At 38.2% G+C, this 25725-nt stretch carries 40 protein-coding genes; 37 read left to right on the plus strand and 3 right to left on the minus strand.

The genetic code is table 11. From position 1 onward, the window contains the following. Window positions 1–60 precede the first annotated feature (60 nt). Together CHA01nite_RS03870 and CHA01nite_RS03875 are read left to right on the plus strand one after the other, a co-directional pair. Entirely contained in the window at window positions 61–555 is a 495-nt protein-coding gene (locus tag CHA01nite_RS03870; protein ID WP_146939909.1) for a low affinity iron permease family protein, read from the plus strand. Window positions 556–1137: 582 nt separating this feature from the next. Next, complete coding sequence (locus CHA01nite_RS03875) at window positions 1138–1968, plus strand: GLPGLI family protein (protein ID WP_170234681.1); 831 nt, start codon at window positions 1138–1140, stop codon at window positions 1966–1968. A gap of 115 nt (window positions 1969–2083) precedes the next feature. Here the strand turns inward: CHA01nite_RS03875 and CHA01nite_RS03880 are convergent, their stop codons facing one another. Together CHA01nite_RS03880 and CHA01nite_RS03885 are read right to left on the minus strand one after the other, a co-directional pair. Next, window positions 2084–4795 carry a hypothetical protein gene (locus CHA01nite_RS03880; RefSeq protein ID WP_146939911.1) on the minus strand — a complete coding sequence of 904 codons (2712 nt, stop codon included), beginning with the start codon at window positions 4793–4795 and terminating at the stop codon, window positions 2084–2086. Window positions 4796–4869: 74 nt separating this feature from the next. Then, window positions 4870–5847 carry a hypothetical protein gene (locus CHA01nite_RS03885; RefSeq protein ID WP_146939912.1) on the minus strand — a complete coding sequence of 326 codons (978 nt, stop codon included), beginning with the start codon at window positions 5845–5847 and terminating at the stop codon, window positions 4870–4872. A 661-nt stretch (window positions 5848–6508) separates the two neighbouring features. Here CHA01nite_RS03885 and CHA01nite_RS03890 point away from each other — a divergent pair. The 30 genes from CHA01nite_RS03890 to rplQ all read left to right on the plus strand — a co-directional run bounded on the left by CHA01nite_RS03890 (window position 6509) and on the right by rplQ (window position 21842). Beyond that, window positions 6509–6745, plus strand: a complete 237-nt coding sequence (locus tag CHA01nite_RS03890; RefSeq protein WP_146939913.1) for a hypothetical protein — start codon at window positions 6509–6511, stop codon at window positions 6743–6745. 80 nt (window positions 6746–6825) lie between these two features. Then, window positions 6826–7647 carry a GLPGLI family protein gene (locus CHA01nite_RS03895; RefSeq protein WP_170234682.1) on the plus strand — a complete coding sequence of 274 codons (822 nt, stop codon included), beginning with the start codon at window positions 6826–6828 and terminating at the stop codon, window positions 7645–7647. A 362-nt stretch (window positions 7648–8009) separates the two neighbouring features. Then, window positions 8010–8636: a 50S ribosomal protein L3 gene (gene rplC / locus CHA01nite_RS03900; RefSeq protein WP_042720943.1), complete on the plus strand. Its 627-nt coding sequence runs from the start codon at window positions 8010–8012 to the stop codon at window positions 8634–8636. After that, window positions 8627–9256: a 50S ribosomal protein L4 gene (rplD, locus tag CHA01nite_RS03905; protein ID WP_146939915.1), complete on the plus strand. Its 630-nt coding sequence runs from the start codon at window positions 8627–8629 to the stop codon at window positions 9254–9256. The genes rplC and rplD overlap by 10 nt, the downstream gene beginning before the upstream one ends. A gap of 3 nt (window positions 9257–9259) precedes the next feature. Next, window positions 9260–9550: a 50S ribosomal protein L23 gene (rplW, locus tag CHA01nite_RS03910; protein ID WP_055987507.1), complete on the plus strand. Its 291-nt coding sequence runs from the start codon at window positions 9260–9262 to the stop codon at window positions 9548–9550. Window positions 9551–9571: 21 nt separating this feature from the next. Then, window positions 9572–10393 carry a 50S ribosomal protein L2 gene (gene rplB / locus CHA01nite_RS03915; RefSeq protein WP_062162725.1) on the plus strand — a complete coding sequence of 274 codons (822 nt, stop codon included), beginning with the start codon at window positions 9572–9574 and terminating at the stop codon, window positions 10391–10393. Window positions 10394–10395: 2 nt separating this feature from the next. After that, window positions 10396–10674 carry a 30S ribosomal protein S19 gene (gene rpsS, locus CHA01nite_RS03920; protein ID WP_002983209.1) on the plus strand — a complete coding sequence of 93 codons (279 nt, stop codon included), beginning with the start codon at window positions 10396–10398 and terminating at the stop codon, window positions 10672–10674. 2 nt (window positions 10675–10676) lie between these two features. After that, window positions 10677–11075, plus strand: coding sequence for a 50S ribosomal protein L22 (gene rplV, locus CHA01nite_RS03925; RefSeq protein ID WP_146939916.1), 399 nt, complete (start codon window positions 10677–10679; stop codon window positions 11073–11075). A 7-nt stretch (window positions 11076–11082) separates the two neighbouring features. Further along, entirely contained in the window at window positions 11083–11856 is a 774-nt protein-coding gene (gene rpsC / locus CHA01nite_RS03930; RefSeq protein WP_146939917.1) for a 30S ribosomal protein S3, read from the plus strand. 99 nt (window positions 11857–11955) lie between these two features. Continuing rightward, window positions 11956–12381, plus strand: a complete 426-nt coding sequence (gene rplP / locus CHA01nite_RS03935; RefSeq protein ID WP_146939918.1) for a 50S ribosomal protein L16 — start codon at window positions 11956–11958, stop codon at window positions 12379–12381. Between the two features lie 12 nt (window positions 12382–12393). Then, window positions 12394–12579 carry a 50S ribosomal protein L29 gene (gene rpmC, locus CHA01nite_RS03940; protein WP_146939919.1) on the plus strand — a complete coding sequence of 62 codons (186 nt, stop codon included), beginning with the start codon at window positions 12394–12396 and terminating at the stop codon, window positions 12577–12579. Between the two features lie 12 nt (window positions 12580–12591). Then, window positions 12592–12846, plus strand: coding sequence for a 30S ribosomal protein S17 (gene rpsQ / locus CHA01nite_RS03945; protein WP_027387210.1), 255 nt, complete (start codon window positions 12592–12594; stop codon window positions 12844–12846). A 2-nt stretch (window positions 12847–12848) separates the two neighbouring features. Then, entirely contained in the window at window positions 12849–13217 is a 369-nt protein-coding gene (rplN, locus tag CHA01nite_RS03950; RefSeq protein ID WP_007839504.1) for a 50S ribosomal protein L14, read from the plus strand. 19 nt (window positions 13218–13236) lie between these two features. After that, the gene (gene rplX / locus CHA01nite_RS03955) at window positions 13237–13563 is read left to right on the plus strand and encodes a 50S ribosomal protein L24 (protein ID WP_146939920.1); all 327 of its coding nucleotides are present in this window, start codon (window positions 13237–13239) and stop codon (window positions 13561–13563) included. Between the two features lie 13 nt (window positions 13564–13576). Next, the gene (rplE, locus tag CHA01nite_RS03960) at window positions 13577–14128 is read left to right on the plus strand and encodes a 50S ribosomal protein L5 (RefSeq protein ID WP_146939921.1); all 552 of its coding nucleotides are present in this window, start codon (window positions 13577–13579) and stop codon (window positions 14126–14128) included. Between the two features lie 3 nt (window positions 14129–14131). Continuing rightward, complete coding sequence (rpsN, locus tag CHA01nite_RS03965; RefSeq protein WP_027387207.1) at window positions 14132–14401, plus strand: 30S ribosomal protein S14; 270 nt, start codon at window positions 14132–14134, stop codon at window positions 14399–14401. A 144-nt stretch (window positions 14402–14545) separates the two neighbouring features. Next, complete coding sequence (rpsH, locus tag CHA01nite_RS03970; RefSeq protein WP_146939922.1) at window positions 14546–14944, plus strand: 30S ribosomal protein S8; 399 nt, start codon at window positions 14546–14548, stop codon at window positions 14942–14944. Between the two features lie 17 nt (window positions 14945–14961). Continuing rightward, on the plus strand, window positions 14962–15507 hold the full coding sequence (gene rplF, locus CHA01nite_RS03975; protein ID WP_146939923.1) for a 50S ribosomal protein L6: 546 nt from the start codon (window positions 14962–14964) through the stop codon (window positions 15505–15507). 15 nt (window positions 15508–15522) lie between these two features. Next, window positions 15523–15876 carry a 50S ribosomal protein L18 gene (rplR, locus tag CHA01nite_RS03980; protein WP_066434448.1) on the plus strand — a complete coding sequence of 118 codons (354 nt, stop codon included), beginning with the start codon at window positions 15523–15525 and terminating at the stop codon, window positions 15874–15876. Window positions 15877–15895: 19 nt separating this feature from the next. Beyond that, window positions 15896–16417, plus strand: a complete 522-nt coding sequence (gene rpsE, locus CHA01nite_RS03985) for a 30S ribosomal protein S5 (RefSeq protein WP_027387203.1) — start codon at window positions 15896–15898, stop codon at window positions 16415–16417. A gap of 11 nt (window positions 16418–16428) precedes the next feature. After that, window positions 16429–16605: a 50S ribosomal protein L30 gene (rpmD, locus tag CHA01nite_RS03990; protein ID WP_007839493.1), complete on the plus strand. Its 177-nt coding sequence runs from the start codon at window positions 16429–16431 to the stop codon at window positions 16603–16605. A gap of 19 nt (window positions 16606–16624) precedes the next feature. After that, entirely contained in the window at window positions 16625–17074 is a 450-nt protein-coding gene (rplO, locus tag CHA01nite_RS03995; protein ID WP_146939924.1) for a 50S ribosomal protein L15, read from the plus strand. Window positions 17075–17083: 9 nt separating this feature from the next. After that, window positions 17084–18463: a preprotein translocase subunit SecY gene (gene secY, locus CHA01nite_RS04000; protein ID WP_146939925.1), complete on the plus strand. Its 1380-nt coding sequence runs from the start codon at window positions 17084–17086 to the stop codon at window positions 18461–18463. Between the two features lie 3 nt (window positions 18464–18466). Next, window positions 18467–18682 carry a translation initiation factor IF-1 gene (infA, locus tag CHA01nite_RS04005; RefSeq protein ID WP_027381317.1) on the plus strand — a complete coding sequence of 72 codons (216 nt, stop codon included), beginning with the start codon at window positions 18467–18469 and terminating at the stop codon, window positions 18680–18682. Between the two features lie 66 nt (window positions 18683–18748). Beyond that, entirely contained in the window at window positions 18749–18865 is a 117-nt protein-coding gene (rpmJ, locus tag CHA01nite_RS04010) for a 50S ribosomal protein L36 (protein ID WP_007839480.1), read from the plus strand. 9 nt (window positions 18866–18874) lie between these two features. Next, window positions 18875–19252, plus strand: coding sequence for a 30S ribosomal protein S13 (rpsM, locus tag CHA01nite_RS04015; protein WP_034678036.1), 378 nt, complete (start codon window positions 18875–18877; stop codon window positions 19250–19252). 12 nt (window positions 19253–19264) lie between these two features. After that, window positions 19265–19654: a 30S ribosomal protein S11 gene (gene rpsK, locus CHA01nite_RS04020; protein WP_034694697.1), complete on the plus strand. Its 390-nt coding sequence runs from the start codon at window positions 19265–19267 to the stop codon at window positions 19652–19654. A gap of 19 nt (window positions 19655–19673) precedes the next feature. Continuing rightward, a complete protein-coding gene (rpsD, locus tag CHA01nite_RS04025; protein WP_146939926.1) occupies window positions 19674–20282 on the plus strand; it encodes a 30S ribosomal protein S4 in 609 nt (202 codons plus the stop codon). 33 nt (window positions 20283–20315) lie between these two features. Beyond that, window positions 20316–21311 (plus strand): DNA-directed RNA polymerase subunit alpha, encoded by a 996-nt coding sequence (locus tag CHA01nite_RS04030; protein WP_146939927.1) that lies wholly within the window; start codon window positions 20316–20318, stop codon window positions 21309–21311. A 6-nt stretch (window positions 21312–21317) separates the two neighbouring features. Continuing rightward, window positions 21318–21842: a 50S ribosomal protein L17 gene (gene rplQ / locus CHA01nite_RS04035; protein WP_146939928.1), complete on the plus strand. Its 525-nt coding sequence runs from the start codon at window positions 21318–21320 to the stop codon at window positions 21840–21842. Between the two features lie 54 nt (window positions 21843–21896). On the opposite strand, the gene CHA01nite_RS04040 is transcribed toward rplQ, so the two are convergent. Continuing rightward, complete coding sequence (locus tag CHA01nite_RS04040) at window positions 21897–22331, minus strand: hypothetical protein (RefSeq protein WP_146939929.1); 435 nt, start codon at window positions 22329–22331, stop codon at window positions 21897–21899. 226 nt (window positions 22332–22557) lie between these two features. On the opposite strand from CHA01nite_RS04040, the gene CHA01nite_RS04045 reads away from it, so the two are divergent. The 5 genes from CHA01nite_RS04045 to CHA01nite_RS04065 all read left to right on the plus strand — a co-directional run bounded on the left by CHA01nite_RS04045 (window position 22558) and on the right by CHA01nite_RS04065 (window position 25723). Then, the gene (locus CHA01nite_RS04045) at window positions 22558–22746 is read left to right on the plus strand and encodes a hypothetical protein (protein WP_146939930.1); all 189 of its coding nucleotides are present in this window, start codon (window positions 22558–22560) and stop codon (window positions 22744–22746) included. An 86-nt stretch (window positions 22747–22832) separates the two neighbouring features. After that, window positions 22833–23465: a response regulator transcription factor gene (locus tag CHA01nite_RS04050; protein ID WP_146939931.1), complete on the plus strand. Its 633-nt coding sequence runs from the start codon at window positions 22833–22835 to the stop codon at window positions 23463–23465. 6 nt (window positions 23466–23471) lie between these two features. After that, entirely contained in the window at window positions 23472–24308 is an 837-nt protein-coding gene (locus CHA01nite_RS04055; protein WP_146939932.1) for a hypothetical protein, read from the plus strand. Window positions 24309–24369: 61 nt separating this feature from the next. Further along, window positions 24370–24951 (plus strand): hypothetical protein, encoded by a 582-nt coding sequence (locus tag CHA01nite_RS04060; protein ID WP_146939933.1) that lies wholly within the window; start codon window positions 24370–24372, stop codon window positions 24949–24951. Then, window positions 24926–25723, plus strand: coding sequence for a sensor histidine kinase (locus CHA01nite_RS04065; protein ID WP_228458333.1), 798 nt, complete (start codon window positions 24926–24928; stop codon window positions 25721–25723). The genes CHA01nite_RS04060 and CHA01nite_RS04065 overlap by 26 nt, the downstream gene beginning before the upstream one ends. Window positions 25724–25725 lie beyond the last annotated feature (2 nt).

Here is a 25725-nt window from a genome sequence, read left to right on the forward strand (position 1 = left end):
AAAACGCTGCCGTTTCGGCGGAGTTTTTGATATCCCTACCTTGTTTAAAATCAAAAGAAAATGACTAAGTCAGACAAAAGTATTTTCGAAAAATTTTCGGATTGGGCATCCAAATTTACAGGAAGCTCTTACGCCTTTATAAGTGCTACTTTAATCGTTATTATCTGGGCTGCCTCAGGGCCTGTTTTCAAATACTCGGAAGACTGGCAGCTGGTCATCAATACCGGAACGACCATCATTACCTTTCTGATGGTTTTCCTGATCCAGAAGGTACAGAACAAAGATTCCAAAGCGATTCAGATCAAACTGAACGAGCTTATTGCCGCTAATGAAAAAGCAAGCAACCGGATCGTGGATATTGAAGACCTGACGGAAAAAGAGCTCGATCAGCTGCATTGCTATTATGAAAAGCTGGCAGACTTTGCCGAAGAAGACGAAGATATCCATGCTTCCCATTCCATTGATGCCGCCCAGCAGAACCAGGACCATAAAGACGAAATGTTCAGAAAGCGCCATGAGGAGTGGTTGAAGCAGCAAAATAAGCAACATGAATAACTGTAATTTCCTTTAACATATTTTAACAAATGCATTTTAATCTTAATGAACAGTAATCAATTATTATTATAAAAATTCAATCGATTCATCTTAGTAAATATAAATCTAATAAAAGTGATTTAACATAAAAAAACAGGTCATTTATTTAATATGAAATATTTGAAAAAAATAATTTTCTTATATAATTTTGAATCACTGATTTATTATGTACTTTATCAAAAAATTATTATTTGTTGCTATCATCTGTGTAGCAAGGTAAGTCAAGCAAAGAACGCAGAAATCAAAAAACCGAAAGACAAAACACAAACAGTAGAATCTAAAAGTGATGAGAATACAAAACAGGATTCTTAGAAAGATTCGAAAGCTGCGCTGAAACCTATTGCTTGGATTGGTGTTTCTACATGGTGTGGAAAGTTTTTTATCTCGATGCTAATGATTATACAAGCATGGATGAGCTTAATGATGCAGCTATGTATTTTACTGACCAGCAATGTTCGGGTACATTTGTTGGCCAGTATACCTAAAATTATGTATTAATCCTGAATAGGCAGCTGTATGCTACCTATTTACCTATCAGTAAAAATGAAATATAATTTATTACTATTTTTTTTATTCACCATTACTTTAAATGGTCAAAAAATTATTTCTCCCAATTTTTCAATCAAGCCTTCTCCCTTTGAGATTATTGAATATGGTAAAAGCTTTTACAATATATACTATAAAGTTGATTTTTTGGATAATGCCCTTTTGCCTTCCAGTAAAAAAGAAATTATATGTATACTGGAAGTAAATGATAAAGTTTCTAAATTTTTTGATAACAATAAGATCAGAATTGATTCATTAGATGAAGTATACCGCAATAAAAATACTTTGGGACAGAAAGAGGCAGGAGAATATTTCAAAACAAAAGTATTGTGGAATAATGTTATATTCAAAAACGGTGATTCTTTAACTGTACAGGACAGATTCAGATACCCTTACCAATATGATGGTGAACAGCCTGCATTAAACTGGAACTTGGAAAAAGGAGAAAAAGACCTGTTAGGATACAAATGCAAAAAAGCCAGAGTGAATTATGCTGGCAGAACTTATTTTGCATGGTATACGCCAGACATTCCATTATATAACGGACCTTATATATTCGGAGGCCTTCCTGGATTAATCTTAGAAGTGGAAGACATTGATAAGAAGTATAGTTTTATAGCTGTAGGGATTGATAAAAGCCCTAAGCCCATCTATCTGAGAAATGAAAAAAAGATATTAAAAGTCACCAGAGAGAAATTCAAAAGCGTTCGGAAGGTATATAAAGAAAATCCTGGCGCTTTCTATAATGGGAAAGCTTATAATGAAGATGGGAGCCCATTAACAATTAAGCCAAAAAATGTCCAATATGAATCTATGGAATTGGATTAAGTCTTAAAAGAGTTATTAAAAATTTTATATTTGACTTGGCGGCTGGAATTAAATAGGCAACCATTAAGCAGAAGTAAGAAAGGAATCGAAATTTCGATTCCTTTCTTACTTAAATTTATCTCATAAAATAACCAAAATAAGAACAGCTTCCCATCAGTTCCTTCGCGGTTTCCGTATCGGCATACTGGTTTTTCAGTACGGCGAAGCTGGTGCGGTACTGCTGATTCCTGATCTGATCCAGCTGCTTCTGGTAAGCATCGCTTTTCTCACTGTACTTCGGATCCGAGTAATCGATGGCGGAAGGGTGCTTTGCTTCATATTGGTAATATTTACCCTGTTCCGCACTGGCCATCTGGAAGAGAACCCTTGCTTTCTGTTCCCGGTCTGCGGAAAGGTCAAAGGCTTTTTTGTAATAGCTGATGGTAAGATCAAAATTATCCGGCTCGATATACGTCCGGTCCGGGAAATTCTTATAATAATACTGATACGGATTTTTACGTTCCGTACTCCAGAAATCATATTTTCCGCCATTCGTATTATCGATATCCATCACAAAAAGCTGGCGGTAATATCCTAAGATCGATGTGTTGTACAGCAGGTTTCCGATCAGCTGGTTGGCCGTGGCAGCCTTACGGTCTTTTCCGGACCCTATTTTTTTAAGCTGTAGTAAAGCATCCGCCAGCTCCAGTTTATTCATGGAAGGTTTAATGAAAGGGAACTGGGAATGATCCTCTTTTTTCATGCTTTCCTCGGGGGTACTCTGGAAGCTTTCCCAAACGTTGTGTCCGAAAACAAGATCGGAAATATTTCTGAAGCCGTTGTATTCACCTGTGCCGTACTGATGCGGAATTTCTTTCCGGGTATTGTTGTCCCAGTCATAGTTGGTTCTTGGAATACCGATGAAATTCTGAGCTTTTGCATAGTAGGATTTCGCTTTTTCAAAATCTGCCTGCCTCATCGCCCGGTCGCCGTAGATCACAGCGAAGAAAGCATCAATGTTTCCGACATCGTCAATGTTTTTGGCAATGATCTGTTCTTCAAACTTCGTCTTATCAGTTTTTCTGTAGAAGTCTTCCACGCTTTTCACCAGGCTTGAATTCGGACTGTACTGCAGATCCGACAGCTTATTGCTCATCAGGAAAGATTTTCCGTCTTCACCCTGCAGGAAATAACGGTTGGCCAGAACGTCCTTCAGGAAATCTTTGGTAGACGGGACATCACCATAATAACCATCCGCTGCGTCGGTGCTGTCTTTTTTTACTTCCGGCTGATCGGTAAAATACTCCGGATAATCGTTCATCAGATGATCTTCGTATGCCGCATCGATCTTGGGCTGGGAAACGATATCGTTCAGGATCTTCATTCTTTTGATCTGCTCCTGGTATTCCGGATTCGTTGTGGTAATATCATTTAAGATCTCAGTGCTGGCTTTGTAATCTTTCTTTAAAAATTTAAGATAGGCATCAGCAATCTGCCAGTATTCATCCTTCGATTTTTCTTTGGCTTTACCGGTAAATTTTTCCAGGTCATCCAGAAAGTCCTTGGTCTTGTCATCATACCAATAATTGTTTTTGCTGAATACCGGAATCCGGTTCGGGTTGTCCAGCAGTTCGTCATCACTCTGATCCGCTTTGCTGTCTGTTGAATTCTTATCTTTTTTGCTGCTGAAAAGGTTTTTGAAAAACCGTACGATTTTCTGCCAGAAAGAGAGTTCTTCTTTTTTCGGTTCTGCTGTTGCGGCTTTTGCCTGATCCGGTGATTTATCTGAAGCTGCCGTCTGGGTGGAAGCGTTTCCTTCAGCATCCTGATAGTAATAGATCGGAAGGTAACTTCGCTCCAGCTCATTGATGCTCCGTACAGCCATCACTTTAAGGATTTCCGAATCCGGATCGATCTCGAACATTTTTTCCATGGTCGGAATCGGGTTGTTGAAATCTTCATAACCCAACAGGAAGTAAGCCATGTTCTTCTCTTGGCTGGTTCCTGCTCTTTTCAGGATATTGTTGAACGAAGCGGTGTCGGAAAGTTTCATGGATACAAAAGCCGATTCCTTCCGGCTCTTGCTGTTCATGAATACCTGGAAAAAATTCCAGTTCGCATCGCTCTTCATATCCAGGCCGCGCTGTGCACCCGCCAACTGGTCCAAAGCCATAAAATAAGCAGATCCCCTTAACTTAATAGGCTCAACATACTTTTTGAATGCCTGAACCGCTGCATCGTAATTTCTTGTATAGTGATTGAAACGGACCAGCTGATATCCGTACCGCTGCCTGATTTCAGGATTCGTAGCTGCATTGTAGAGGGAAGTCAGGGCTGCAACCGTTTTGCCGTAATCCAGGTTGGTTGCATTCATGCTGCTGTTTTCATTTTCCCGGTAATAGAAGGAATCGGGCGTTTCAACATAGTTGATCTTCATGTAGGGCTCGAGGTACTTAGCCTCGATCAGGTAATCCACAGCCTCACGGTATTTCGGATAAAAGCCGGCTCCCAGCTTTACCAGCAACGGGTTGGATGGAGTTCCTTTTTTAAGGGCATTCAGATCATTGATGTTCATCTTGTTCACCAGGTAATCCGTTTCCGCATAATTCAGTTGGTTGTTGAAGAATTTCTTCCACGTGTAGATGTTGTCGTCCGGAATCTGTGAAGTTTTGAAATCCGAATAGAACCTCGTGGAATAGCTGTGCAGAAACGGGAGGTAGGATTTGTCCCGGATAATGCTCTGGGTGAAAAGATTGAAATATTCATAATCCGGATCCGACCAGGCACAGGCGCGGGATTCGGTATAGAAAAGCGAAAGAACCGCAAGTGAGAGCAAATGCTTTTTCATTTTATGATGGTGTTTAGTTGTAGTAATAGGTTATTTGAAGAATCTGGGCTTATTTACTTTAAACGTCATTTTATCTAGAAATCAAACCGCTGGCCTGTAACAAATTTACGGTCTAATTGATAATAAATAATATCAAATGGGTTTATTTTTTTTTCCAGAAAGCCGGCCACCTCCTGAAGTTGTTCGTCCGAAATTTCTTCCACTTTAATCCGGAATCCTTTATTAAGGTAATGGCCGAAATAAAACCCGTCTTTCAGGACTTCGGCTTCCGTTCCCGAAATCTTTCTGAAGGAGGGATTTTCCAGATCTTTTCCGGAAAGTGCGTTGATCAGCCGGTGTTTTCCCAGATGATTCGTCACAATACCCCAGGAATAAATAGGTAATGCAACGGCAATGTCCTTTACAGGGTAATCTTCTATTTTTGAAAGATAGCTTTTGAGGATATTCACATCGAGGATTGAATTTTTACCGGAGTTTTCCAGTGGAGAAGAGGTGGAATAGCACATGAGGTAAACCTTGTCAACGGACGGGATCCCCATCTGTTTCTTGTCTTTCACCTGATGCAGCCGCAGTGTACAGGTAACGGATTTACCGGAGATTTTTTTTAAATCATTTAAAAATTTAAAATAATCGCCGCGGGTGCCGGCTGTCCAGTCACAGTCGATCTGAATTTCATTGCCTGTTTTTAAATGGTATTCCGAAGTTTTCTTCTGAATCAAGGCATAGATGCTTTCAGCCAGGAATTGGGTTTCCTTACCGGTAATGTTCAGGAATGTCCGGTTAGTTATAAAAACCGTCGGAATAATCTGTTTACCGGTGATGAAACTTTTGTCTTTGGTTATCACACCGACCGGCTGGAATTTTCCGTCGATTTTATCCACATCAAAAAACCGCGTATATAAAAAAGGCAGGGAAGCTTGTTGAAGAACATCTTTTTCCGTGCGGTCAAAGGAAAGATTGGTTTTCCAGTAGTAGAACGTATACCGGTGTCTATGCGTTTTGCTGCAGGAAACGACAAGGAGCAGAAAAAAAAGGAAACGTAAAATTTTCATTGGGGAACTAAATTTTGCTTCAGGATATGATAATCGTTTCAATGATTTCTAATAATGTATGGTAAATGTCTTTGCCGGAAAAATCAAAAATGAAACTGCATCTATCCGCAGCAACAGTTTTTTTATTTTTTCAAGAGTAAAATGTTCTGAGCAAAAATTACACCGTAAAATCACGGAAGATAATGTCTGAAAGCATTCCGGAGCGTGCAGCATCTTAAGAATAATTCAGATACAGAGGTTATTTCAGGTAAATGAAGACAGACTTTAAGAGCCTGTTTAAAATTTTAATTCATCAAACTTTCCGTCATTTCTCTTAATTTTCTGAATTAAATAAACTTTGTTTATTCTTCACTTTAATACGATGATTTCAATTGACTTAATTGAATATTGCCGGGCAACCGACATATTGATTTTTTAAGCTAAAATGCCTTAAATTCTTAATGTTAAAATATAAAAGGTAAATTTAAACAGGCTCTAAATAATGATGTAAATAATCATTTTGCAATTTATTCTCAAAAGTGCATCTATTGGTGTTTTTATTTTAAATAAATCTACTTTTTAGTTTTTATAATTTACTTTAAATGCAAAAATATTAAAAAATAATTTGTTCGTTTTGATAATTATTCATACTTTAGTGAAATCAAATTCAAAAAATAATATCATGAAAAAATTAATCTTTATGGCAGCGTTCGCAGTTGCCGGAACCATGAGTGCAAACACGATTGCAGTAGAAAATGAAACTTTACCGGAAGGGCAACAGCCTCAGACTGAAGCAAAAGCTTACGGGTGTGTAGATGTAACCTTATCGTGCGGTTACAGTGGAGTAGCCTGCGGTGAGACGTTAGGAGATATTATCGATATTGTGCTGACGGCAGATGACATTCTCTGCGGTAATTAATCGGCTACAACTTTAAATGTTAATTAAATTAGCTGCAAAAGGGGATCTAGGTCCTCTTTTGCCTTTTAAAAATGAAAACTATGGATAAATGCATCGGAGCAGTGCTTATGTTCTTTCTTATGGCGTGTAATATCTACGGACAGAAAACCGTTGATCTGGATCAGGTGGACTCGAAATATGTTTACCTCTTGACCTACCAGAAAGATTCCCTGGATAAAGCCGATATCGGCGAAGAATATTTTATCCTGGAACGCGGTAAGGGGAAATCCCAATTTATGAGCCTTAATTCTTACAAGAGGGATTCTGTAATGGCTGAAATGGCCAACGGATCAAATACACAAATTTCAAAACTTGATCTGACTAATATTCCCAAAACCAATTTCACCTACCGGATTGTAAAAGATCCTGCCAAGAAACAGGTCCTGTTTTACGATAAGATCATAAGGAATGATTTTATTTATGAAGAGAGTCCTGAGTTCAAATGGAAAATCACAGACGAGAAGAAAAATATCGGCAAGTTGAAATGCCAGGCAGCACTTCTCGCTTACGCCGGACGTAATTACAAGGCCTGGTTTACCAATGAAATTCCTGTTTCCGACGGACCGTATAAATTTTACGGACTTCCCGGACTTATCGTGGAAATGGAAGATTCCGGGAAACAGTATACATTTGAGCTGTTAAGCTATAAAAATCTGGCTGATAAGCCTGCCCTATGGATTTCGGAAAAGAGAGCCAACGGAAAAAAAGTGTCCAAGGCAGATTATTACAGGGCCTTGAAGAACTCCCAGGAAAATCTGGTGTCGGAAATTTCCAAAAGCGGATTTACAATCGATGCTTCTGCAGAGGCAAAAGTAAAGGAAAGAATAAAGAAGAGGAATAATCCTATCGAACTGAAGCCATGACCATCGTATTTACAAAATATCAGGCCGCCCTATACAAGCGGCTTTTTTGGTAGCCTTGAAGCAGGTTTGATAAAGGGATTAAGATTGCCGGCAGGACAGCTTATCGGATGAAGCAGTATTTTGCGATGGATTGCGGAATATTTTTAACATGTCCGGTCAGAAACGGATGATAACCTTTTAGTTTTGATGTAAATCATTAAAAATCAAAATATTTTGCAGTAAATATTTGTCAGTAATAAAATTATTCATAAATTTGCACTCTCATTTTAGGGGCGTAGTATGCCTATATCAAACGTAGAAATTACTTCAGACCTCCTGGAAATGATGATAAATAAAGGATAAATTTTATTATAATATAAACAATGTCAGGTATTATTGGTAAAAAAATCGGTATGACATCTTTGTTTAACGAAGAAGGAAAAAACATTCCTTGTACAGTTATCCAAGCTGGTCCGTGCTCGGTTTTACAGGTCAGAACCATTGAAAAAGACGGTTATAAGTCAGTTCAATTAGGTTTCGATGACAAGAGTGAGAAGAACGTTGGTAAAGCGTTAGCTGGCCATTTCAAAAAGGCTGGTTCTGCTCCTAAAGCTAAATTGGTGGAATTCTACAGAGAATTCGTTGATGAAGTAAAAGTAGGAGAAGAAGTAAAAGTAGACTTGTTCAACGAAGGAGAATTCGTAGACGTAACAGGTACTTCAAAAGGTAAAGGCTTCCAGGGTGTTGTTAAAAGACACGGCTTCGGAGGTGTAATGCAGGCAACTCATGGTCAGCACAACAGGCTTAGAGCTCCAGGTTCTATCGGTGCTGGTTCAGACCCTTCAAGAGTATTCAAAGGGATGAGAATGGCCGGAAGAATGGGAGGTAAGCAGGTGACTGTACAAAACCTTCAGGTGTTAAAAGTGGATCAAGAACAAAATCTTTTAGTAGTAAAAGGTGCTGTTCCGGGAGCTAAAAATTCTTATGTAATTATCAGAAAATGGAACTAGTAGTATTAAATACATCAGGAAAAGAGACCGGAAGAAAAGTAACTCTAGACGAAACAGTATTCGGAATTGAGCCAAATCAGCACGCGGTTTACTTAGAAGTTAAGCAGTACCTTGCCGCACAGAGACAAGGGACTCATAAATCCAAAGAAAGAAGCGAAATTACCGCTTCTACCAAGAAACTTAAGAAGCAGAAAGGATCTGGTTCTGCAAGATACGGGGATATCAAATCTCCGACTTTCAGAGGTGGGGGTAGAGTATTCGGTCCTAAGCCAAGAGACTACAGATTCAAATTGAACAAAGCGCTTAAGAGATTGGCTAAAAAATCTGTTTTATCTCAGAAAATGAGAGACAACAGCATCAGAGTTTTAGAAGATATGAGCTTAGAGGCTCCTAAAACTAAAGATTTCATTACTTTATTGGATGCTTTGGCATTGAACGGTAAAAAATCTTTGTTCATTCTTCCTGAAGCTAACAAGAATGTGTATTTGTCTTCAAGAAACTTACCTAAAACCAAAGTGATGAACTTCAACGAAGTGAGTTCTTACGATATTGTAAATGCAGGTGAGGTTGTATTCTTCGAAGGTGCAGTTGAAAAATTCCAGGAAAATCTAAAGAAATAAATCATGTCTATTATCATTAAACCAGTTATCTCAGAAAAGGCTAATTACCTTACGGATTTAAGAGGTTCTTATTCTTTCTTAGTAAATCCTAAGGCGAATAAAATCCAGATTAAAAAAGCGGTGGAAGCGGCTTATGGTGTAAAAGTAGCAGACGTTAATACAATGATTTATGCTCCGAAGGTTTCTTCGAAATACACTAAAAAAGGTCTTCAGGTTGGAAAGACGAACAAATTGAAAAAAGCGGTAATCAAACTTGTTGAAGGTGACGTTATCGATATTTTTGCTGTAAATTAATTATAATTATAAATAATAGTAATGTCTGTTAGAAAATTAAAACCTATCACCCCAGGACAGAGATTCAGAGTTGTAAACAACTTTGAGGAAATTACTACCAACAAGCCGGAGAAATCCCTTACCGTTGGTATTAGTAAGTCAGGTGGACGTAACCAAACTGGTAAAATGACCATGCGTTACACCGGAGGTGGACACAAAAAGAAATACAGAATTATTGACTTCAAAAGAAATAAAGCAAACGTTGAAGCCACTGTAAAAACTGTAGAATACGATCCAAACAGAACTGCATTTATCGCTTTATTAGAATACGCAGACGGAGAGAAGAGATATATCATCGCTCCGAACGGTATCAAAGTAGATCAGAAAGTAGTTTCAGGTGAAAGCGTAGAACCGAATATTGGTAACGCAATGAAATTGAAAAACATTCCATTGGGTACGGTAATCTCTTGTGTTGAAATGAAGCCTGGTCAAGGGGCTATTTTGGCAAGAAGTGCTGGTTCTTCAGCTCAACTTACTTCAAGAGACGGAAAATATGCGATCATCAAATTGCCTTCAGGAGAATCCAGAATGATCCTTACTGAGTGTATGGCAATGATCGGTTCAGTTTCTAACTCAGATCACCAATTAACTGTATCAGGTAAGGCTGGTAGAAGCAGATGGTTAGGTAGAAGACCTAGAACAAGACCAGTAGTGATGAACCCTGTAGATCACCCGATGGGAGGTGGTGAAGGACGTTCTTCAGGAGGTCACCCAAGATCTAGAAACGGTATGCCGGCTAAAGGATACAAAACTAGAAAGAAAAACAAAGTGTCTAACCGTTACATCGTATCTAAAAGAAAATAATTATGGCAAGATCACTTAAAAAAGGACCATTCATTCATCATACTTTAGATAAGAAGGTTCAGGCAAATATAGAGTCTGGTAAAAAGACAGTTATCAAAACTTGGTCTAGAGCATCGATGATCTCTCCGGACTTCGTAGGACAGACTATTGCTGTACACAACGGGAAATCTTTTATCCCGGTTTACGTTACAGAAAACATGGTAGGTCACAAGTTAGGCGAATTTTCTCCAACAAGATCTTTCAGAGGTCATGGTGGTAACAAAAACAAAGGTAGCAGATAATCATGGGATCAAGAAAAAGAGAAAGTGCATTAGCACGTAAATTAACGAATCAGGATGTAGTAAAAGCATTACATAATGATTGCCCTTCTTCTCCAAGAAAAATGAGATTGGTAGCCGATATCATCAGAGGAGTAGAAGTAGACAGAGCTTTATATATACTAAAATATTCTAAGAAGGATGCTTCTAACAAATTGGAGAAAGTACTTCTTTCTGCAATGGCCAACTGGCAGTCTAAAAACGAAGGTGCGGATATCGAAGAAGCCAACCTTATCGTTAAAGAAATTTTCGTAGACAGTGCAAGACAATTGAAGAGACTGAGACCGGCTCCGCAAGGTAGAGGGTACAGAATCAGAAAAAGATCAAACCACATTACACTAATCTTAGGTACAAAAGAAAATTAATCAAGGTATGGGACAGAAGACAAATCCAATTGGTAATAGATTAGGTATCATCAGAGGATGGGATTCTAACTGGTTTGGCGGAAACGATTATGGAGACAGAATCGCGGAAGACTACAAAATCAGAAGATACCTTGAAGCTAGATTATCTAAAGGTGGGATTTCAAGAATTTATATTGAAAGAACATTAAAATTAGTAACAGTTACAATCACTACCGCCAGACCGGGACTGATCATCGGTAAAGGAGGGCAGGAAGTTGATAAACTGAAAGAAGAGTTGAAGAAATTGACTAAAAAGGATATTCAGATCAACATCTTCGAAATCAAAAGACCTGAGCTTGACGCCGTATTGGTTGCTGACAGCATTGCCAAGCAGATCGAAAACAGGATTTCTTACAGAAGAGCTGTTAAAATGGCGATCGCAGGTACCATGAGAATGGGGGCTGAAGGGATCAAAGTTCAGATCTCCGGTAGATTGAACGGTGCTGAAATGGCAAGATCAGAATCTTTCAAAGACGGAAGAATTCCATTGTCTACTTTCAGAGCGGATATCGATTACCACATCGGTGAAGCATTGACTCAGTACGGAAAACTAGGTGTTAAAGTTTGGATCATGAAAGGGGAAGTTTACGGTAAAAGAGAACTTTCTCCATTAGTGGGACAGCAGAAGAAAGGAGGTCAGTCCGGAGGCGACAGAGACCGAAGAGATAACAGAGGAGGAGGAGACCGAAGAGACAACAGAGGACCTAGAAGAAACAACAACAATAATAACAATAATAATTAAAAATTTTAGATTAGACCATTTTGAATTTTAAATTACCGTTACTTTTTTAAAATAAAAAAAATCTAAAATCTAAAATCTAAAATCTAAAATTTAGAAATTATGTTACAACCAAAAAGAACCAAATTCCGTAGAGTTCATAAGATGAAAATGAAGGGGAATGCCCAGAGAGGCAATCAACTTGCTTATGGAACTTTCGGGATTAAGGCGACAGAAGGTGCTTGGATCACTGCAAGACAAATTGAAGCTGCTCGTATCGCTGCGACAAGATATATGAAGAGAGAAGGTCAACTATGGATCAAAATCTTCCCGGATAAGCCGATTACCAAGAAACCAGCCGAAGTAAGGATGGGTAAAGGTAAAGGTGCCGTGGAATATTGGGTAGCTGTAGTAAAACCTGGTAAGATTATGTTCGAAATCGGAGGGGTTCCTTACGAAGTAGCCAAAGAAGCTCTTAGGCTTGCTGCACAGAAATTACCGGTAGTTACCAAATTCATCGTTGCTAACGATTTTGTTAAACCTCTTTAATCTTTGAATACAATGAAAAAAGCTGATATTAAAAATTTAAGCGCGGGTGATATTCAAGCTCAACTTACTGAAGCAAAAGCTCAATATTCTAAAATGAAATTGGCTCATGCAATCAGCCCAGTTGAAAACCCGATCCAAATCAGAGATTTGAGAAAAACAATCGCTAGACTAAACACTGAGTTAACTAACAAACAATAATTTCATTTTACAATGGATAGAAATTTAAGAAAAGAAAGAATCGGAGTGGTTTCCAGCAATAAAATGGAAAAAACTATTGTTGTTAGTGAAACTACAAGAGTAAAGCACCCGATGTACGGTAAATTCGTTTTGAAAACGAAAAAATATACTGCACACGACGAGAACAACGAATGCACAGAGGGAGATACAGTTCTGATCCAGGAAACAAGACCGATGAGCAAGAGCAAGAGATGGAGATTAGTAAGAATCATTGAAAAAGCTAAGTAATAATGTTACAAACAGAATCAAGATTAAAAGTTGCTGATAACACAGGTGCTAAAGAAGTATTGGTTATCAGAGTTCTGGGAGGAACCAGAAGAAGATATGCTTCAGTTGGTGATAAAATCGTTGTTACTATCAAAGATTCCACACCATCAGGAAACGCTAAGAAAGGTCAGGTATCTAAAGCTGTCGTAGTAAGAACTAAAAAAGCAGTGAGAAGAAAAGATGGTTCATACATCAAATTCGAAGACAATGCTTGTGTATTGCTGAACGCAGCGGGAGAAATGAGAGGAACGCGTGTTTTCGGACCGGTTGCTCGTGAGTTGAGAGACAAAGAATATATGAAAATCATTTCATTAGCTCCTGAAGTACTTTAATATTTAAAATTGTAAAAAAATGTCAAAGTTAAAAATAAAAAGAGGAGATAACGTAATCGTAACTACCGGTAAGAAAGGTCTTAAAGGAGGTACAGGTGAAGTTATTGAAGTGATCAAAAAAGAAGGAAAAGACCCTAGAGTAGTTGTTGCAGGACTTAACATCGTTAAGAAACACGTTAAGCCTTCAGCTTCCAACCCTCAAGGTGGAATTACGGAGAAAGAAGCTTCTATTCATATCTCAAACGTAGCTTTAGTTGGTAAAGACGGAAAAGCAATCAAAGTAGGTTACAAAACCGAAGGAGATAAGAAAGTAAGAATCAACAAAAAAACGGGTGAAACTTTATAATTTTTAAGAACACATGGAATATATAGCAAGACCCAAAAAAGCATATAAAGAAACGATTGTTCCTGCAATGATGGAAGAATTCGGATATAAGTCTGTAATGCAGGTACCTAGATTAGAGAAAATCGTATTGTCTCAAGGTTTAGGTGATGCTACGGCAGACAAAAAAATCATCGATTATGCTGTTGAAGAACTAACGAATATTACCGGTCAGAAGGCTGTTGGTACAATCTCCAAGAAAGATGAAGCTGCTTTCAAATTAAGAAAAGGTATGCCTGTAGGGGCTAAGGTAACCCTTAGAGCTCACAAGATGTACGAATTCTTAGACCGACTTACTTCTTCTGCATTGCCACGAATCAGAGATTTCTCTGGAATCAAAGCTGATGGTTTCGACGGTAGAGGAAATTACAACTTAGGGATCACTGAACAGATCATCTTCCCTGAGATCGTAATCGACAAAGTGAAAAAAATCCAGGGGATGGACATCACTTTCGTTACTACAGCGAAAACAGACAAAGAAGCTAAAGCTTTATTAACTCACTTCGGTTTACCATTCAAAAAGAACTAAGAAATGGCTAAAGAATCAATGAAAGCGCGTGAGCGCAAAAGAGAAGCGTTAGTTGCTAAATACGCTGATAAAAGAAAAGCTTTAAAAGAAGCAGGTGATTATGAAGGACTTCAGAAATTACCTAAAAATGCTTCTCCTGTAAGATTACACAACAGATGTAAATTAACAGGAAGACCAAGAGGATACATGAGAACGTTCGGAATTTCCAGAGTAACTTTCAGAGAAATGGCAAACAACGGTCTTATCCCGGGGGTTAAAAAAGCAAGCTGGTAATTTATTACTAAAAAAATCGGGACAATTAAGTTGTTCGGAAACTAAAGATAAAAATATCAGACCGAAATTTCTGAGGTCTGATATTTTACTCTTTAAGTCTTAGCAATACTGATTGTTCTTTAACCAATAATTTATAAAAGAAAAATGGTAACAGATCCAATTTCAGATTTCCTAACTAGAGTAAGGAACGCACAAAGCGCAGGCCACAAAGTGGTGGAAATTCCTGCATCAAAAATCAAAAAGGAGATTACTAAGATCTTATTCGATCAGGGGTATATCTTGAACTACAAGTTTGAGGACAATGCTGTTCAGGGTTTGATCAAAATCGCTTTAAAGTACGACAAACAAACCAACAAACCGGCGATCAAGTCTATTCAGAGAGCTTCAAGACCAGGTTTGAGACAGTACAAAGGTTCTACTGAACTTCCAAGAGTACTGAACGGTTTGGGTATCTCGATCATCTCTACTTCTAAAGGAGTAATGACTGATAAGAAAGCCAGAGAAGAAAAAGTAGGCGGTGAAGTAATCTGCTATGTTTATTAATTTTTAATTACAGGAAAATGTCAAGAATTGGTAAAGCAATTATAACAGTTCCAGCAGGAGTTACCATCACTGAAAACAACGGTGTGGTAACGGTAAAAGGGCCTAAAGGAGAATTATCCCAGGAACTTACTGCAGGAATTACTATTGAACAAAGAGATGGGGAACTGAACGTAAACAGACCATCTGATACTAAACAACACAAAGCGCTTCACGGTTTATACAGAGCGCTGATCAACAACATGATTGTTGGTGTAAACCAAGGTTTCGAAAAGAAACTGGAATTGGTAGGGGTAGGATACAGAGCTTCACACGCAGGTCAGAAACTTGAGTTGGCTTTAGGATTCTCTCACGGTATCGTACTAGAACTTCCAGGTGAAGTAAAGGTAGATACATTGACTGAAAAAGGTAAAAACCCAATTATTACTTTAACGTCTCACGACAACCAACTTCTAGGAATGGTAGCTGCAAAGATCCGTTCTTTCAGAAAACCTGAACCGTACAAAGGAAAAGGGGTAAGATTCGTAGGAGAAATTGTTAGACGTAAAGCTGGTAAATCTGCTTAATAAATTATAAGTATTATGGCATTAACTAAAGTAGAAAAAAGAATAAGAATCAAAAGAAGAGTAAGAGGGAAAATCTCCGGATCTTCTGAATTGCCAAGATTATCTGTATACAAAAGTAATAAGGAAATTTACGCTCAGTTAATCGACGATAACAGTGGAAAAACCCTGGCTTCTGCTTCTTCAAGAGAGAAAGGCGTTGAAGCGAACGGAACCAAGACTGAAGTTTCTGCTGCCGTAGGTAAGGCTATCGCTGCCAAAGCCATCGCTGCAGGAATCGAAAATATTGTATTTGATAGAAACGGATTCGTATACCACGGAAGAGTGAAAGCTCTTGCTGACGGTGCGAGAGAAGGTGGACTTAAATTCTAATCATTAAATTTCGGAAAATATGTTAGGACTAGATAATATAGAAAGAGTAAAACCGGGAGGATTAGAACTTAAAGATCGTCTCGTAGCTGTTAACAGAGTAACAAAAGTAACCAAAGGAGGTAGAGCTTTCGGATTTTCTGCAATTGTTGTTGTAGGAGACGAGGCGGGAACTATCGGTTTCGGTTTGGGAAAATCTAAGGAAGTTGCTTCTGCTATTGCCAAGGCGGTAGAAGATGCTAAGAAAAACTTGGTGAAAGTTCCTGTAATGAACCACACGATTCCTCACCAGACTTCTGCCAGATATGGCGGTGCTGATATCTTCTTAAGACCTGCTTCTCATGGTACGGGGCTTATCGCCGGTGGTGCGGTAAGAGCGGTATTGGAGTCTGCCGGTGTACACGATATCCTTTCAAAATCCAAAGGATCTTCTAACCCTCACAACGTGGTGAAAGCTACTTTCAAAGCGTTACTGGATATCAGAAGACCTGAAGAAATCGCTAGAATGAGAGGAGTTTCTCTAACTAAAGTGTTTAACGGTTAATAGATAAAACAATGGCAACAATCAAAGTAAAGCAAGTAAGAAGCGCTATTGGAAGAACAAAAACCCAAAAGAGAACGCTTGAAGCATTAGGATTTAAGAAACTTCACCAAGTTGTAGAACACGAAGCTACGCCTTCTATCTTAGGAATGATAGCTGCAGTTAGTCACTTACTTGAAGTTCAAAAATAATTTTTAAAATAATTTTAAAATGAATTTAAACAACATAAAGCCAGCTGCAGGATCTACTTTCAATTCAAAAAGAATCGGTAGAGGACAGGGTAGCGGAAAAGGGGGTACTTCTACAAAAGGACATAAAGGACAGAAAGCAAGAGCCGGATATTCTCAGAAGATCGGTTTTGAAGGAGGTCAGATGCCTTTACAGAGAAGACTACCTAAATTCGGATTCAAAAACGTAAACAGAAAAGAGTTTAGAGGAGTTAACCTGGATACGATCCAGACTTTAATTGAAAATAAATCCATTACCGGAGATATTACAAGAGAAGTGATGATTGAAAACGGTTTAATTACGAAAAACGAATTAGTGAAAATCATGGGTAGAGGAGAATTGAAATCTGCGGTTTCAATCTCTGCTGACAAATTCACTAAATCTGCTGAAGAGCTGATCTCCAAAGCAGGTGGAAAAGCAATTACCTTATAATAATCACTAATGAAAGAATTTATACAAACACTCAAAAATATTTGGAGCCTTAAAGAATTACGGGATAAAATTATCTTCACTTTAGGGATTATTCTTGTGTATAGATTCGCATCTTATATCTCTTTACCTGCAATTAACCTTGCAGAAGTAGGGGATCTCTTAGAGCATTATAAAAATCAAGGCGGTAACAAGCAAGGAGCAGGTCTCCTTGGCTTGCTTTCGTCGTTTACGGGGGGAGCTTTCAGCCACGCTTCCGTAATGGCGTTAGGTATCATGCCTTATATTTCTGCTTCTATTATTGTTCAGTTGATGGGGATGGCTATTCCTTATCTTCAGAAGCTTCAGAAAGATGGAGAGTCCGGTAGAAATACCCTGAACCAGATCACCAGATGGTTAACGATCGGCGTTTGTCTTGTACAGGCCCCTTCTTACTTAACCTCGATCACTCAGCTGTTTTTACCTTATGCTCAGTTCCAGTCTGCCTACTATGTAGAGCCGAATTCCATCATGTTCTGGCTGCCGAGTATCGTTATTCTGGTTGCCGGTTCAGTGTTCGCAATGTGGTTGGGTGAGAAAATCACCGACAAAGGTATCGGGAACGGTATCTCTATCCTGATTATGGTGGGGATCCTTTCAAGACTGCCTGAGGCATTCGTACAGGAAATGGCCGTGCAGAACGGAAAAGGAGGAATGGGATCAATCATGATCCTTATTGAAGTAATCTTCTGGATGCTGGTGGTTCTTCTGGCAGTGGTGTTATCCGTTGCGGTGAGAAAAATCCCGATCCAGTATGTAAGCAGAGCTCAGGCAAGAGGAGGTGTAAACAGAAATCTCATGCAGGGAGCAAGACAGTGGATCCCATTGAAAGTGAATGCAGCCGGTGTAATGCCGATCATCTTTGCCCAGGCACTGATGTTCGTTCCGGGTTTATTGACGAAAGTAGATGAGTCCAATACTTTTCTTGCAGGTTTCAAGAATGTTTTTAGCTGGCAGTACAACGTATTGTTTGCGCTATTAATTATTATCTTCTCGTTTTTCTACACTGCAATTACGATTCCGGTAAACCAAATGGCTGATGATCTGAAGAGAAACGGAGGCCTGGTACCTAAAGTAAGACCGGGCAAAGAGACGGCTGATTATTTAGATGATATTTTATCAAAAATTACCTTGCCGGGTGCAATATTTTTATCTATCTTTGCAATCCTTCCGGCAATAGTGCATGGAACCTTTGTCCAGACAGATGCGTTTGCCCTGTTTTTCGGGGGAACCTCATTATTAATCATGGTAGGAGTAATTTTAGATACCGTTCAACAGATCAATACTTATCTGCTGAACCATCATTATGATGGGCTGATGCAGTCTAAGTTATCAAGAACGACTGGATATTAATTTATGGCGAAACAAAAACATATTGAACAAGACGGCGTTATCACGGAAGCACTTTCCAACGCCCAGTTCCGTGTAGAGCTAGAAAATGGGCATATACTTATCGCCCATATTTCCGGTAAAATGCGAATGCATTATATTAAACTTTTACCTGGAGACAAGGTGAAGCTGGAAATGTCTCCCTATGATTTATCGAAAGGGAGAATTACCTTCAGATATTAAAACAATGCCAGACGGAGCACACGTTCCGTTTGGCTATTGTTAAAAAAATAAATACTATCAAACAAAATGAAAGTAAGAGCATCAATTAAAAAAAGAAGCGCTGATTGCAAAATCGTACGCAGAAAAGGTGTACTGTTCGTAATCAACAAAAAGAACCCAAAATTTAAACAAAGACAAGGCTAACATTAAATTATGGCGAGAATTTCAGGTATTGATTTACCAAAAAACAAAAGAGGTGTTATCGGTTTAACTTACATCTACGGAGTAGGAAGAAGTACTTCTTCCGAAATCCTTAAAGCTGCCGGTATCAGCGAAGACAAGAAAGTCAACGAATGGAATGACGATGAATTGGCTGCCATCAGAACCTACATTTCCGAAAACATTAAGGTGGAAGGAGAACTTAGATCTGAAGTGCAATTGAACATTAAGCGATTAATGGACATAGGATGCCAACGAGGAATACGTCACAGACTAGGACTACCTTTAAGAGGCCAGAGAACGAAAAACAACTCTAGAACCCGAAAAGGAAAGAGAAAAACTGTTGCTAACAAGAAAAAAGCTAGTAAATAATCGTTAGGAATTATGGCAAAACAAACTAAAGTAGTTAAAAAAAGAAAAGTAAAAGTTGAAGCTATTGGTGAAGCGCATATTCAGGCTTCTTTCAATAACATCATCATTTCTTTAACAAATAAAAACGGAGAGGTTATCTCTTGGGCTTCTGCCGGTAAAATGGGTTTCAGAGGTTCTAAAAAGAATACTCCATTTGCTGCTCAGATGGCAGCTGAAAATTGCTCTGCTGTAGCTCACGAAGCGGGATTAAGAAGAGTAAAGGTGTTCGTAAAAGGTCCTGGTGCAGGTAGAGAATCTGCCATCAGATCTATCCACAATTCAGGAATCGAAGTAAGTGAAATCGTTGACGTGACGCCTATGCCACACAACGGATGCAGACCACCAAAAAGAAGAAGAGTTTAATTTTTAGAATTTACCCATTATGGCAAGATATATTGGACCTAAAACTAAGATTGCTAGAAAGTTTGGTGCTGCAATCTACGGAGATGACAAGAACTTCGAGAAAAGAAAAAACCAACCGCCAGGACAACACGGTCCTAACAAAAGAAGAGGCGCTAAGAAATCTGAATACGCAGTTCAGTTGGCTGAAAAACAAAAAGCTAAATATACATACGGTATCCTTGAAAGACAGTTTGCTAATCTTTTCGAAAAAGCACACAGAAGCAAGGGAGTAACCGGTGAAGTTCTTTTGCAGCTTTGCGAATCAAGATTGGATAATGTAGTATACAGATTAGGTTTTGCTAAAACAAGATCTGCTGCTAGACAATTGGTTTCTCACAGACACATCACCGTGAACGGGGAAATTCTGAACATTCCTTCATATTTGGTAAAAGCAGGTGACGTAATTGCAGTAAGAGAGAAATCAAAATCTCTTGAAGTGGTTACCAATGCATTGGCTTCCAAAGCAAATTATGAGTGGTTGCAATTCAACGATGAGAAGAAAGAAGGTACCTTCATTTCTGCTCCTGAGAGAATCCAGATTCCGGAGGACATCAAGGAACAGCTTATCGTCGAACTTTACTCTAAATAATTTTTTAATCAAATTTTTGCTCAACCCAATAATATGGCAATTTTACAATTCATAAAACCCGATAAAGTAATTTTACTTAACTCTGATGATTTTAGAGGTCAGTTTGAATTCAGACCACTAGAACCAGGTTTCGGGCTTACAATCGGTAATGCTTTGAGAAGAGTGTTGCTTTCTTCTCTGGAAGGATACGCTATTTCATCTATCAAAATAGAAGGTGTAGAGCACGAATTTTCAACTATTCCGGGAGTAATCGAAGATGTTACCGAAATTATTCTTAACCTGAAGCAGGTAAGATTAAAAGCAACGGCAGAAAACCAGACGAATGAGCAGGTTGTTGCCAAAGTATCGGGTCAGACGATTATTACTGCCGGAGATTTAGGAAAATCGATCAATGGATTTGAGGTCTTGAACCCGGATTTAGTGATTTGTAACCTAAACAATGATGTAACTTTCGAAATTACTTTCAATGTAGAAAAAGGAAGAGGGTATGTACCTTCTGAACAAAATAAGTCAAACAATGCACCGGTAGGTACGATTGCCATCGACTCTATTTTCACGCCTATCAAGAAAGTACAGTATAGCATTGAAAATTATCGTGTAGAGCAAAAAACAGACTACGAAAAACTTATATTAGATATCGAGACTGACGGATCTATCAGTCCTCAGAACGCTTTAACGGAAGCCTCCAAGATATTGATTTATCACTTCATGCTGTTCTCCGACGAGAGAATCACCCTTGAAACGGAAGCCGTAAAAGCATCGATCCAATATGATGAAGAGACTCTTCACACAAGACAACTCCTGAAGTCTAAATTAGCAGACATGGATCTTTCCGTAAGAGCCCTGAACTGTCTGAAAGCGGCTGAAGTGGAAACTCTTGGCGAATTGGTTTCTTACAGTAAGTCTGATTTGATGAAATTCAGAAATTTTGGTAAAAAATCTTTGACAGAACTAGAAGAATTAGTGCATTCAAAAGGTCTTAACTTCGGTTTTGACGTTGCAAAATATAAATTAGACGCTGATAATTAATTAATAATGAGACACGGTAAAAAATTCAATCACTTAGGAAGAACGGCTTCGCACAGAAGCGCATTACTTTCTAATATGGCTTGTTCTCTAATTGAGCATAAAAGAATCAACACTACTGTAGCTAAAGCCAAGGCTTTAAGAGTATACGTTGAGCCTCTATTAACAAAAGCAAAAGAAGATACTACACACAACAGAAGAATTGTTTTTTCATATCTTCAGAATAAAGAAGCGGTTGCTGAATTGTTCAGAACAGTTGCTCCTAAAATCGCTGAGAGAAACGGTGGTTATACAAGAATCATCAAAACAGGATTCAGACCAGGTGATGCTGCCGATACTGCTCTTATCGAACTTGTAGACTTCAACGAGCTTTACAATCCGAACGCGGAAGAGAAAAAGACGACAAGAAGAAGCAGAAGATCTGCAACAGCTAAGAAAGAAGCTGTCGTAGCTGATGCTCCTGTAGTAGAAGAAAAAGCTGCTGAGCCAACGGCTGAAGCTGCTGATTCTACAGAGGAAAAAACTGAAGAATAATATTCATCAGATATAAAAAAAACCGTTCAGAATTCTGAACGGTTTTTTTATGCCTTAGATTTTCGTCTTTTTCAATTCGATAATGTTATTTCCCTGCATCAGATGAATGCTGTCCTGTGTTACTTTGGCGGTCATATCTTCTTTCGTATAGATAGTCTCGTTGGCAGTACTTCCGGTTTTTTTCAGAATAAAGGTCTTATTGTTGTTTCTGATGGACATGGTGCTTTCTTTGGGCGTAGTTTCAAAAATTACCTTGACCAGAGTACCGTCGGTCGCCTTATAGATATTGCTCGTTTTTTCAGTTTTTTGTCCGTTGACCTCAGTAATGGAAGATGAAGTGCTTACCGAATCTATTTTGCCATTGTTGTTTTCCACTGAAGTTTCCGAACTCTCCGATTCAATAACCTCTTTATTGCCGCCTTCGCTTTTTTTACAGTTTACCAGGGATAGAAAAATCGCCGGAACCACGGCCAGAATAATCTTTTTCATGATGTTAATTTTTTTTAATGTACTGATTGTTAAATGTATTGTAGTGTAAAATAATTTTTGCTAAATTTAATGAAAACAAAAACTAAACCAACCATAGTGAACCAAATCTCTCTAAAACTACACAAACGGGTAATTGACCCGCTCCGTTAAGATTCTGAAATTTACAGTAATAAATCAGGGAAGCCGAAAACTGTACAGAGTAGGCGTATTCAAAAACCTTATTACTATGTTAACAGAATCAGACATCAAAAACGTATCATTGGAAAAAAGCGCTGAAAGCGTAAATTTCTGTGCTGCCTGGCCGGCTGCAAGGACCGGTCTCGAACTCTTGAAGAATATCATTAAAAATCCCGGTCTGAAGATGGTGATTGGAATGGTCATTAATCTCGGAGACGGATTATGTCCTTCAAAATAATGTTTAAAGGGCTTTTTCTGATCTGGATGAAGCCCTTCATTTAAAAGCCGGAACTCCGGACCGAATATTCCCTAAACCCTGCCAGGATGAAAATCAGAATAGCCATCGTCGAAGACGAAAAAAACTATAACAACGCCCTGATGAAAGTGATCGATTACCAGGATGACATGAAAGTGGTTGCCCAGTTTTTCGACGGACGTGAGGCTTTGCAACAACTCTCTGATCTTTCACCGGATGTGGTGATGATGGATATTCAACTTCAGGATATGCTGGGCATTGAAATCATTGAAAAACTGAAATGGCAGATGCAGTCCACCCAATTTATCATGTGTACCAGTTTTGAAGATGACGATAAAATTTTCAATTCTCTGAAAGCCGGTGCCATGGGCTATCTCGTAAAAGGGGAAAACATGGACAAGATTCTTGCTTCCATCCGCGATGTATGCAACGGCGGTGCCCCGATGAGTTTCTCCATCGCCAGGAAAGTCCTCAGCTATTTTGAACGTAAACTTCCTGAAATCCGGGGTTTCAATGAACTTACGGACCGGGAAAAGGAAGTCCTGGAGCTACTCTCTCAAGGATTATTGTACAAAGAAATCGCCGACAGGAAATTCATCAGCATTGATACCGTCAAAAAACACGTCGGCAACATTTACCGCAAACTCCACGTCAATAATAAAGTGGAGGCTATTAATAAATTTAACCATTTTAAAAACTAAGAAATTATGGAATTATCAGACGTTAAGGAACCTCAGTATGGATTCAAAGGTAATGGAAATAAACTTGAAAATTTAGTCGAAAGGAATAAGGACAAAGAAGGTAATATATTGGTTGAAGCACATGTAGATCATGATATTGGTGTTATGTTTATGTACCAAGCAATGAGAGGTTTTTTTAAATCTTTTGTAGGTAATAAGCCTCATTTAGAAAGCTATAATGTTGATATTGACACTTTCAGAGTCTTGTATAATGAATATAATGGAAGAGGAAAAGGAATAAAAATTGACTTTGTTTTAATCAATACTTTAGAATATATTCGTTATACTGGTGATATAAATGTCTCTACAGAAGCCGATGATTTTTTATATTTTTTTGTTACACCAATCGATAATAATGATCAACCATCAAATGTTCATTATGTTATTTTTAATTTGAACCACAAATTTGAAATTGATCGTGATGTCATTGATGATAATGATTTACAAAATTTCATTACAAAACTTCGTTCAAGCAGTCTTTACAATAGCATGGCTTCTTATAGTAATCATACAAATCCAACAGAATATATTTATTATCCATGGGCAGATATCAATAATATTACTATCGAAAGAAACATAGATAACAGACTTTATAAAGACGTACAATTTGTTATGGGTGAAGTAATAGAATATAATATAATTTTACAGTATTTTAAACTAAATCCATACTATAATTTTGATGCTCTTGCATATAAAGCTGCTTATTTACAGCATGAAAAGAGACTTACTATTATAGGTAAATATATGCCGGATGACATTATTGGGAAAGAAGGCTTTTTTGATATGGGTGATTTGAGGCCATAAGATGATTATCGGAATACTATATAAAATAGTTTTGTTAGTAGTAACGGTAAAATCCTATACTTTGAGCAGAAAGTTGAATCTATCTGCTCAAAATTATTTATTGGCATATCTTACTGTATCTTTATTTACAGATGTATTTTCATTTGTATTATATATTATCAATCCAGATATTAAAAATGGAATACTATACCATTTTTATGATGTATTTTCCATTATCTTTTTTTCTTTTTACTTTTTTAAAAAATTTAAAAAAACTTTCAAAAAGCTATCATTGCTAATCACATTTATTTCAATAATTTATATCTTGTTTTTTACAGCATTTTTTAGCTTGGACTTCGATAAAAATATAGGAATTATATTATTGTCGTTTTATATAATACATTCGTTGCTTTGGTTTTATCAAAAGATTTCCATTTTTGATAAATCTAAAATTACAGATGACCCTACATTTTGGATTTCTACCGCTTTACTAATGTGGAGCTGCTTCTTTCTTTTTAGAGTAACTCCTATGTTTTACTTTGCAAAAGAAGATACCTCATTTCTTAATTTTTTAAGAGATGGCCAAAATATTATTAATATCATAATGTATGCGATGTTCTATATTTCCCTTTTAAAATATGAAAAGTCAAATGAATTACATTGAAGATGATATAAAACTGGCCTACATAATAGCTATTGGAATCATGATGGTTTTCGTAATCTTCATCATTTTTATTGTTTTTATGTACAACAAAAGACAACTGCTCCACCTCAAAGAAAACCAACTCAAAGAATCCGAGCACCAAAACCAGCTCCTCCAGAAAGAGCTGGAAAAACAAAAGCTGATCGAAAAAGAACGCGAGCGGATTTCCCATGATATGCATGATGATCTCGGAGCCGGCATCTCCGCCCTGAAACTTCAGGCTGAATTCTTAAAGCAGCGGGCTGAAGACGAAGATCTGAAAAGCGACATCGATGAGTTGCTGAAAACCTCCGAAGAAATGAACCTCTCCATGCGGGAAATGCTCTGGAGCCTGAATTCCGGGAATGATACCCTCGGGAGCTTCATCGATTACGCCCAATCCTATGCCCAGAATTTCCTTAAGAAAACAACCATTGTTCTCCACATCGAAAACGAAAGTGTAATTGCTCAGACAACCATCACCACCGAACAGCGGCGCAATCTGTTTTTATGCCTTAAGGAAGCCCTTAACAATGCCTACAAGCACAGCCGGTCCGACAGGCTAATCCTTTCTTTTATCCAGCATGAAAAGGAGTTCCTGATGAAAATTTCGGATAACGGAATTGGCATTGATTCCCAAAAGCCGGAAGGCAACGGCCTGCGCAATATGAAACGGCGGATGCATGAACAGAACGGGCATTGTGAAATTACTACTGAAAACGGAGCCCATCTGTTTTTCAGGATAGAACTCTGATT

Source organism: Chryseobacterium hagamense (assembly GCF_007991455.1).
GTDB lineage: Bacteria > Bacteroidota > Bacteroidia > Flavobacteriales > Weeksellaceae > Chryseobacterium > Chryseobacterium hagamense.

What these genes read in the sequence shown, in the direction of transcription:
- CHA01nite_RS03885 (WP_146939912.1), bottom strand. Translation starts at nt 5,847, where the DNA reads ATGAAAATTTTACGTTTCCTTTTTTTTCTGCTCCTTGTCGTTTCCTGC.
- rpsN (WP_027387207.1), top strand. Translation starts at nt 14,132, where the DNA reads ATGGCTAAAGAATCAATGAAAGCGCGTGAGCGCAAAAGAGAAGCGTTA.
- rpsD (WP_146939926.1), top strand. Translation starts at nt 19,674, where the DNA reads ATGGCAAGATATATTGGACCTAAAACTAAGATTGCTAGAAAGTTTGGT.
- rplW (WP_055987507.1), top strand. Translation starts at nt 9,260, where the DNA reads ATGTCTATTATCATTAAACCAGTTATCTCAGAAAAGGCTAATTACCTT.
- CHA01nite_RS04030 (WP_146939927.1), top strand. Translation starts at nt 20,316, where the DNA reads ATGGCAATTTTACAATTCATAAAACCCGATAAAGTAATTTTACTTAAC.
- CHA01nite_RS03895 (WP_170234682.1), top strand. Translation starts at nt 6,826, where the DNA reads ATGGATAAATGCATCGGAGCAGTGCTTATGTTCTTTCTTATGGCGTGT.
- rpmJ (WP_007839480.1), top strand. Translation starts at nt 18,749, where the DNA reads ATGAAAGTAAGAGCATCAATTAAAAAAAGAAGCGCTGATTGCAAAATC.
- rplC (WP_042720943.1), top strand. Translation starts at nt 8,010, where the DNA reads ATGTCAGGTATTATTGGTAAAAAAATCGGTATGACATCTTTGTTTAAC.
- rplO (WP_146939924.1), top strand. Translation starts at nt 16,625, where the DNA reads ATGAATTTAAACAACATAAAGCCAGCTGCAGGATCTACTTTCAATTCA.
- rplD (WP_146939915.1), top strand. Translation starts at nt 8,627, where the DNA reads ATGGAACTAGTAGTATTAAATACATCAGGAAAAGAGACCGGAAGAAAA.
- rplP (WP_146939918.1), top strand. Translation starts at nt 11,956, where the DNA reads ATGTTACAACCAAAAAGAACCAAATTCCGTAGAGTTCATAAGATGAAA.
- rpsE (WP_027387203.1), top strand. Translation starts at nt 15,896, where the DNA reads ATGTTAGGACTAGATAATATAGAAAGAGTAAAACCGGGAGGATTAGAA.
- rplV (WP_146939916.1), top strand. Translation starts at nt 10,677, where the DNA reads ATGGGATCAAGAAAAAGAGAAAGTGCATTAGCACGTAAATTAACGAAT.
- rplB (WP_062162725.1), top strand. Translation starts at nt 9,572, where the DNA reads ATGTCTGTTAGAAAATTAAAACCTATCACCCCAGGACAGAGATTCAGA.
- rpsS (WP_002983209.1), top strand. Translation starts at nt 10,396, where the DNA reads ATGGCAAGATCACTTAAAAAAGGACCATTCATTCATCATACTTTAGAT.
- rplF (WP_146939923.1), top strand. Translation starts at nt 14,962, where the DNA reads ATGTCAAGAATTGGTAAAGCAATTATAACAGTTCCAGCAGGAGTTACC.
- CHA01nite_RS03890 (WP_146939913.1), top strand. Translation starts at nt 6,509, where the DNA reads ATGAAAAAATTAATCTTTATGGCAGCGTTCGCAGTTGCCGGAACCATG.
- rplN (WP_007839504.1), top strand. Translation starts at nt 12,849, where the DNA reads ATGTTACAAACAGAATCAAGATTAAAAGTTGCTGATAACACAGGTGCT.
- rpsQ (WP_027387210.1), top strand. Translation starts at nt 12,592, where the DNA reads ATGGATAGAAATTTAAGAAAAGAAAGAATCGGAGTGGTTTCCAGCAAT.
- CHA01nite_RS03870 (WP_146939909.1), top strand. Translation starts at nt 61, where the DNA reads ATGACTAAGTCAGACAAAAGTATTTTCGAAAAATTTTCGGATTGGGCA.
- rpsK (WP_034694697.1), top strand. Translation starts at nt 19,265, where the DNA reads ATGGCAAAACAAACTAAAGTAGTTAAAAAAAGAAAAGTAAAAGTTGAA.
- secY (WP_146939925.1), top strand. Translation starts at nt 17,084, where the DNA reads ATGAAAGAATTTATACAAACACTCAAAAATATTTGGAGCCTTAAAGAA.
- CHA01nite_RS04045 (WP_146939930.1), top strand. Translation starts at nt 22,558, where the DNA reads ATGTTAACAGAATCAGACATCAAAAACGTATCATTGGAAAAAAGCGCT.
- rpsC (WP_146939917.1), top strand. Translation starts at nt 11,083, where the DNA reads ATGGGACAGAAGACAAATCCAATTGGTAATAGATTAGGTATCATCAGA.
- CHA01nite_RS04050 (WP_146939931.1), top strand. Translation starts at nt 22,833, where the DNA reads ATGAAAATCAGAATAGCCATCGTCGAAGACGAAAAAAACTATAACAAC.
- CHA01nite_RS03875 (WP_170234681.1), top strand. Translation starts at nt 1,138, where the DNA reads ATGAAATATAATTTATTACTATTTTTTTTATTCACCATTACTTTAAAT.
- rpsH (WP_146939922.1), top strand. Translation starts at nt 14,546, where the DNA reads ATGGTAACAGATCCAATTTCAGATTTCCTAACTAGAGTAAGGAACGCA.
- infA (WP_027381317.1), top strand. Translation starts at nt 18,467, where the DNA reads ATGGCGAAACAAAAACATATTGAACAAGACGGCGTTATCACGGAAGCA.
- rplR (WP_066434448.1), top strand. Translation starts at nt 15,523, where the DNA reads ATGGCATTAACTAAAGTAGAAAAAAGAATAAGAATCAAAAGAAGAGTA.
- CHA01nite_RS04040 (WP_146939929.1), bottom strand. Translation starts at nt 22,331, where the DNA reads ATGAAAAAGATTATTCTGGCCGTGGTTCCGGCGATTTTTCTATCCCTG.
- CHA01nite_RS03880 (WP_146939911.1), bottom strand. Translation starts at nt 4,795, where the DNA reads ATGAAAAAGCATTTGCTCTCACTTGCGGTTCTTTCGCTTTTCTATACC.
- rplE (WP_146939921.1), top strand. Translation starts at nt 13,577, where the DNA reads ATGGAATATATAGCAAGACCCAAAAAAGCATATAAAGAAACGATTGTT.
- rpsM (WP_034678036.1), top strand. Translation starts at nt 18,875, where the DNA reads ATGGCGAGAATTTCAGGTATTGATTTACCAAAAAACAAAAGAGGTGTT.
- CHA01nite_RS04055 (WP_146939932.1), top strand. Translation starts at nt 23,472, where the DNA reads ATGGAATTATCAGACGTTAAGGAACCTCAGTATGGATTCAAAGGTAAT.
- rplX (WP_146939920.1), top strand. Translation starts at nt 13,237, where the DNA reads ATGTCAAAGTTAAAAATAAAAAGAGGAGATAACGTAATCGTAACTACC.
- rplQ (WP_146939928.1), top strand. Translation starts at nt 21,318, where the DNA reads ATGAGACACGGTAAAAAATTCAATCACTTAGGAAGAACGGCTTCGCAC.
- rpmC (WP_146939919.1), top strand. Translation starts at nt 12,394, where the DNA reads ATGAAAAAAGCTGATATTAAAAATTTAAGCGCGGGTGATATTCAAGCT.
- rpmD (WP_007839493.1), top strand. Translation starts at nt 16,429, where the DNA reads ATGGCAACAATCAAAGTAAAGCAAGTAAGAAGCGCTATTGGAAGAACA.
- CHA01nite_RS04065 (WP_228458333.1), top strand. Translation starts at nt 24,926, where the DNA reads ATGAAAAGTCAAATGAATTACATTGAAGATGATATAAAACTGGCCTAC.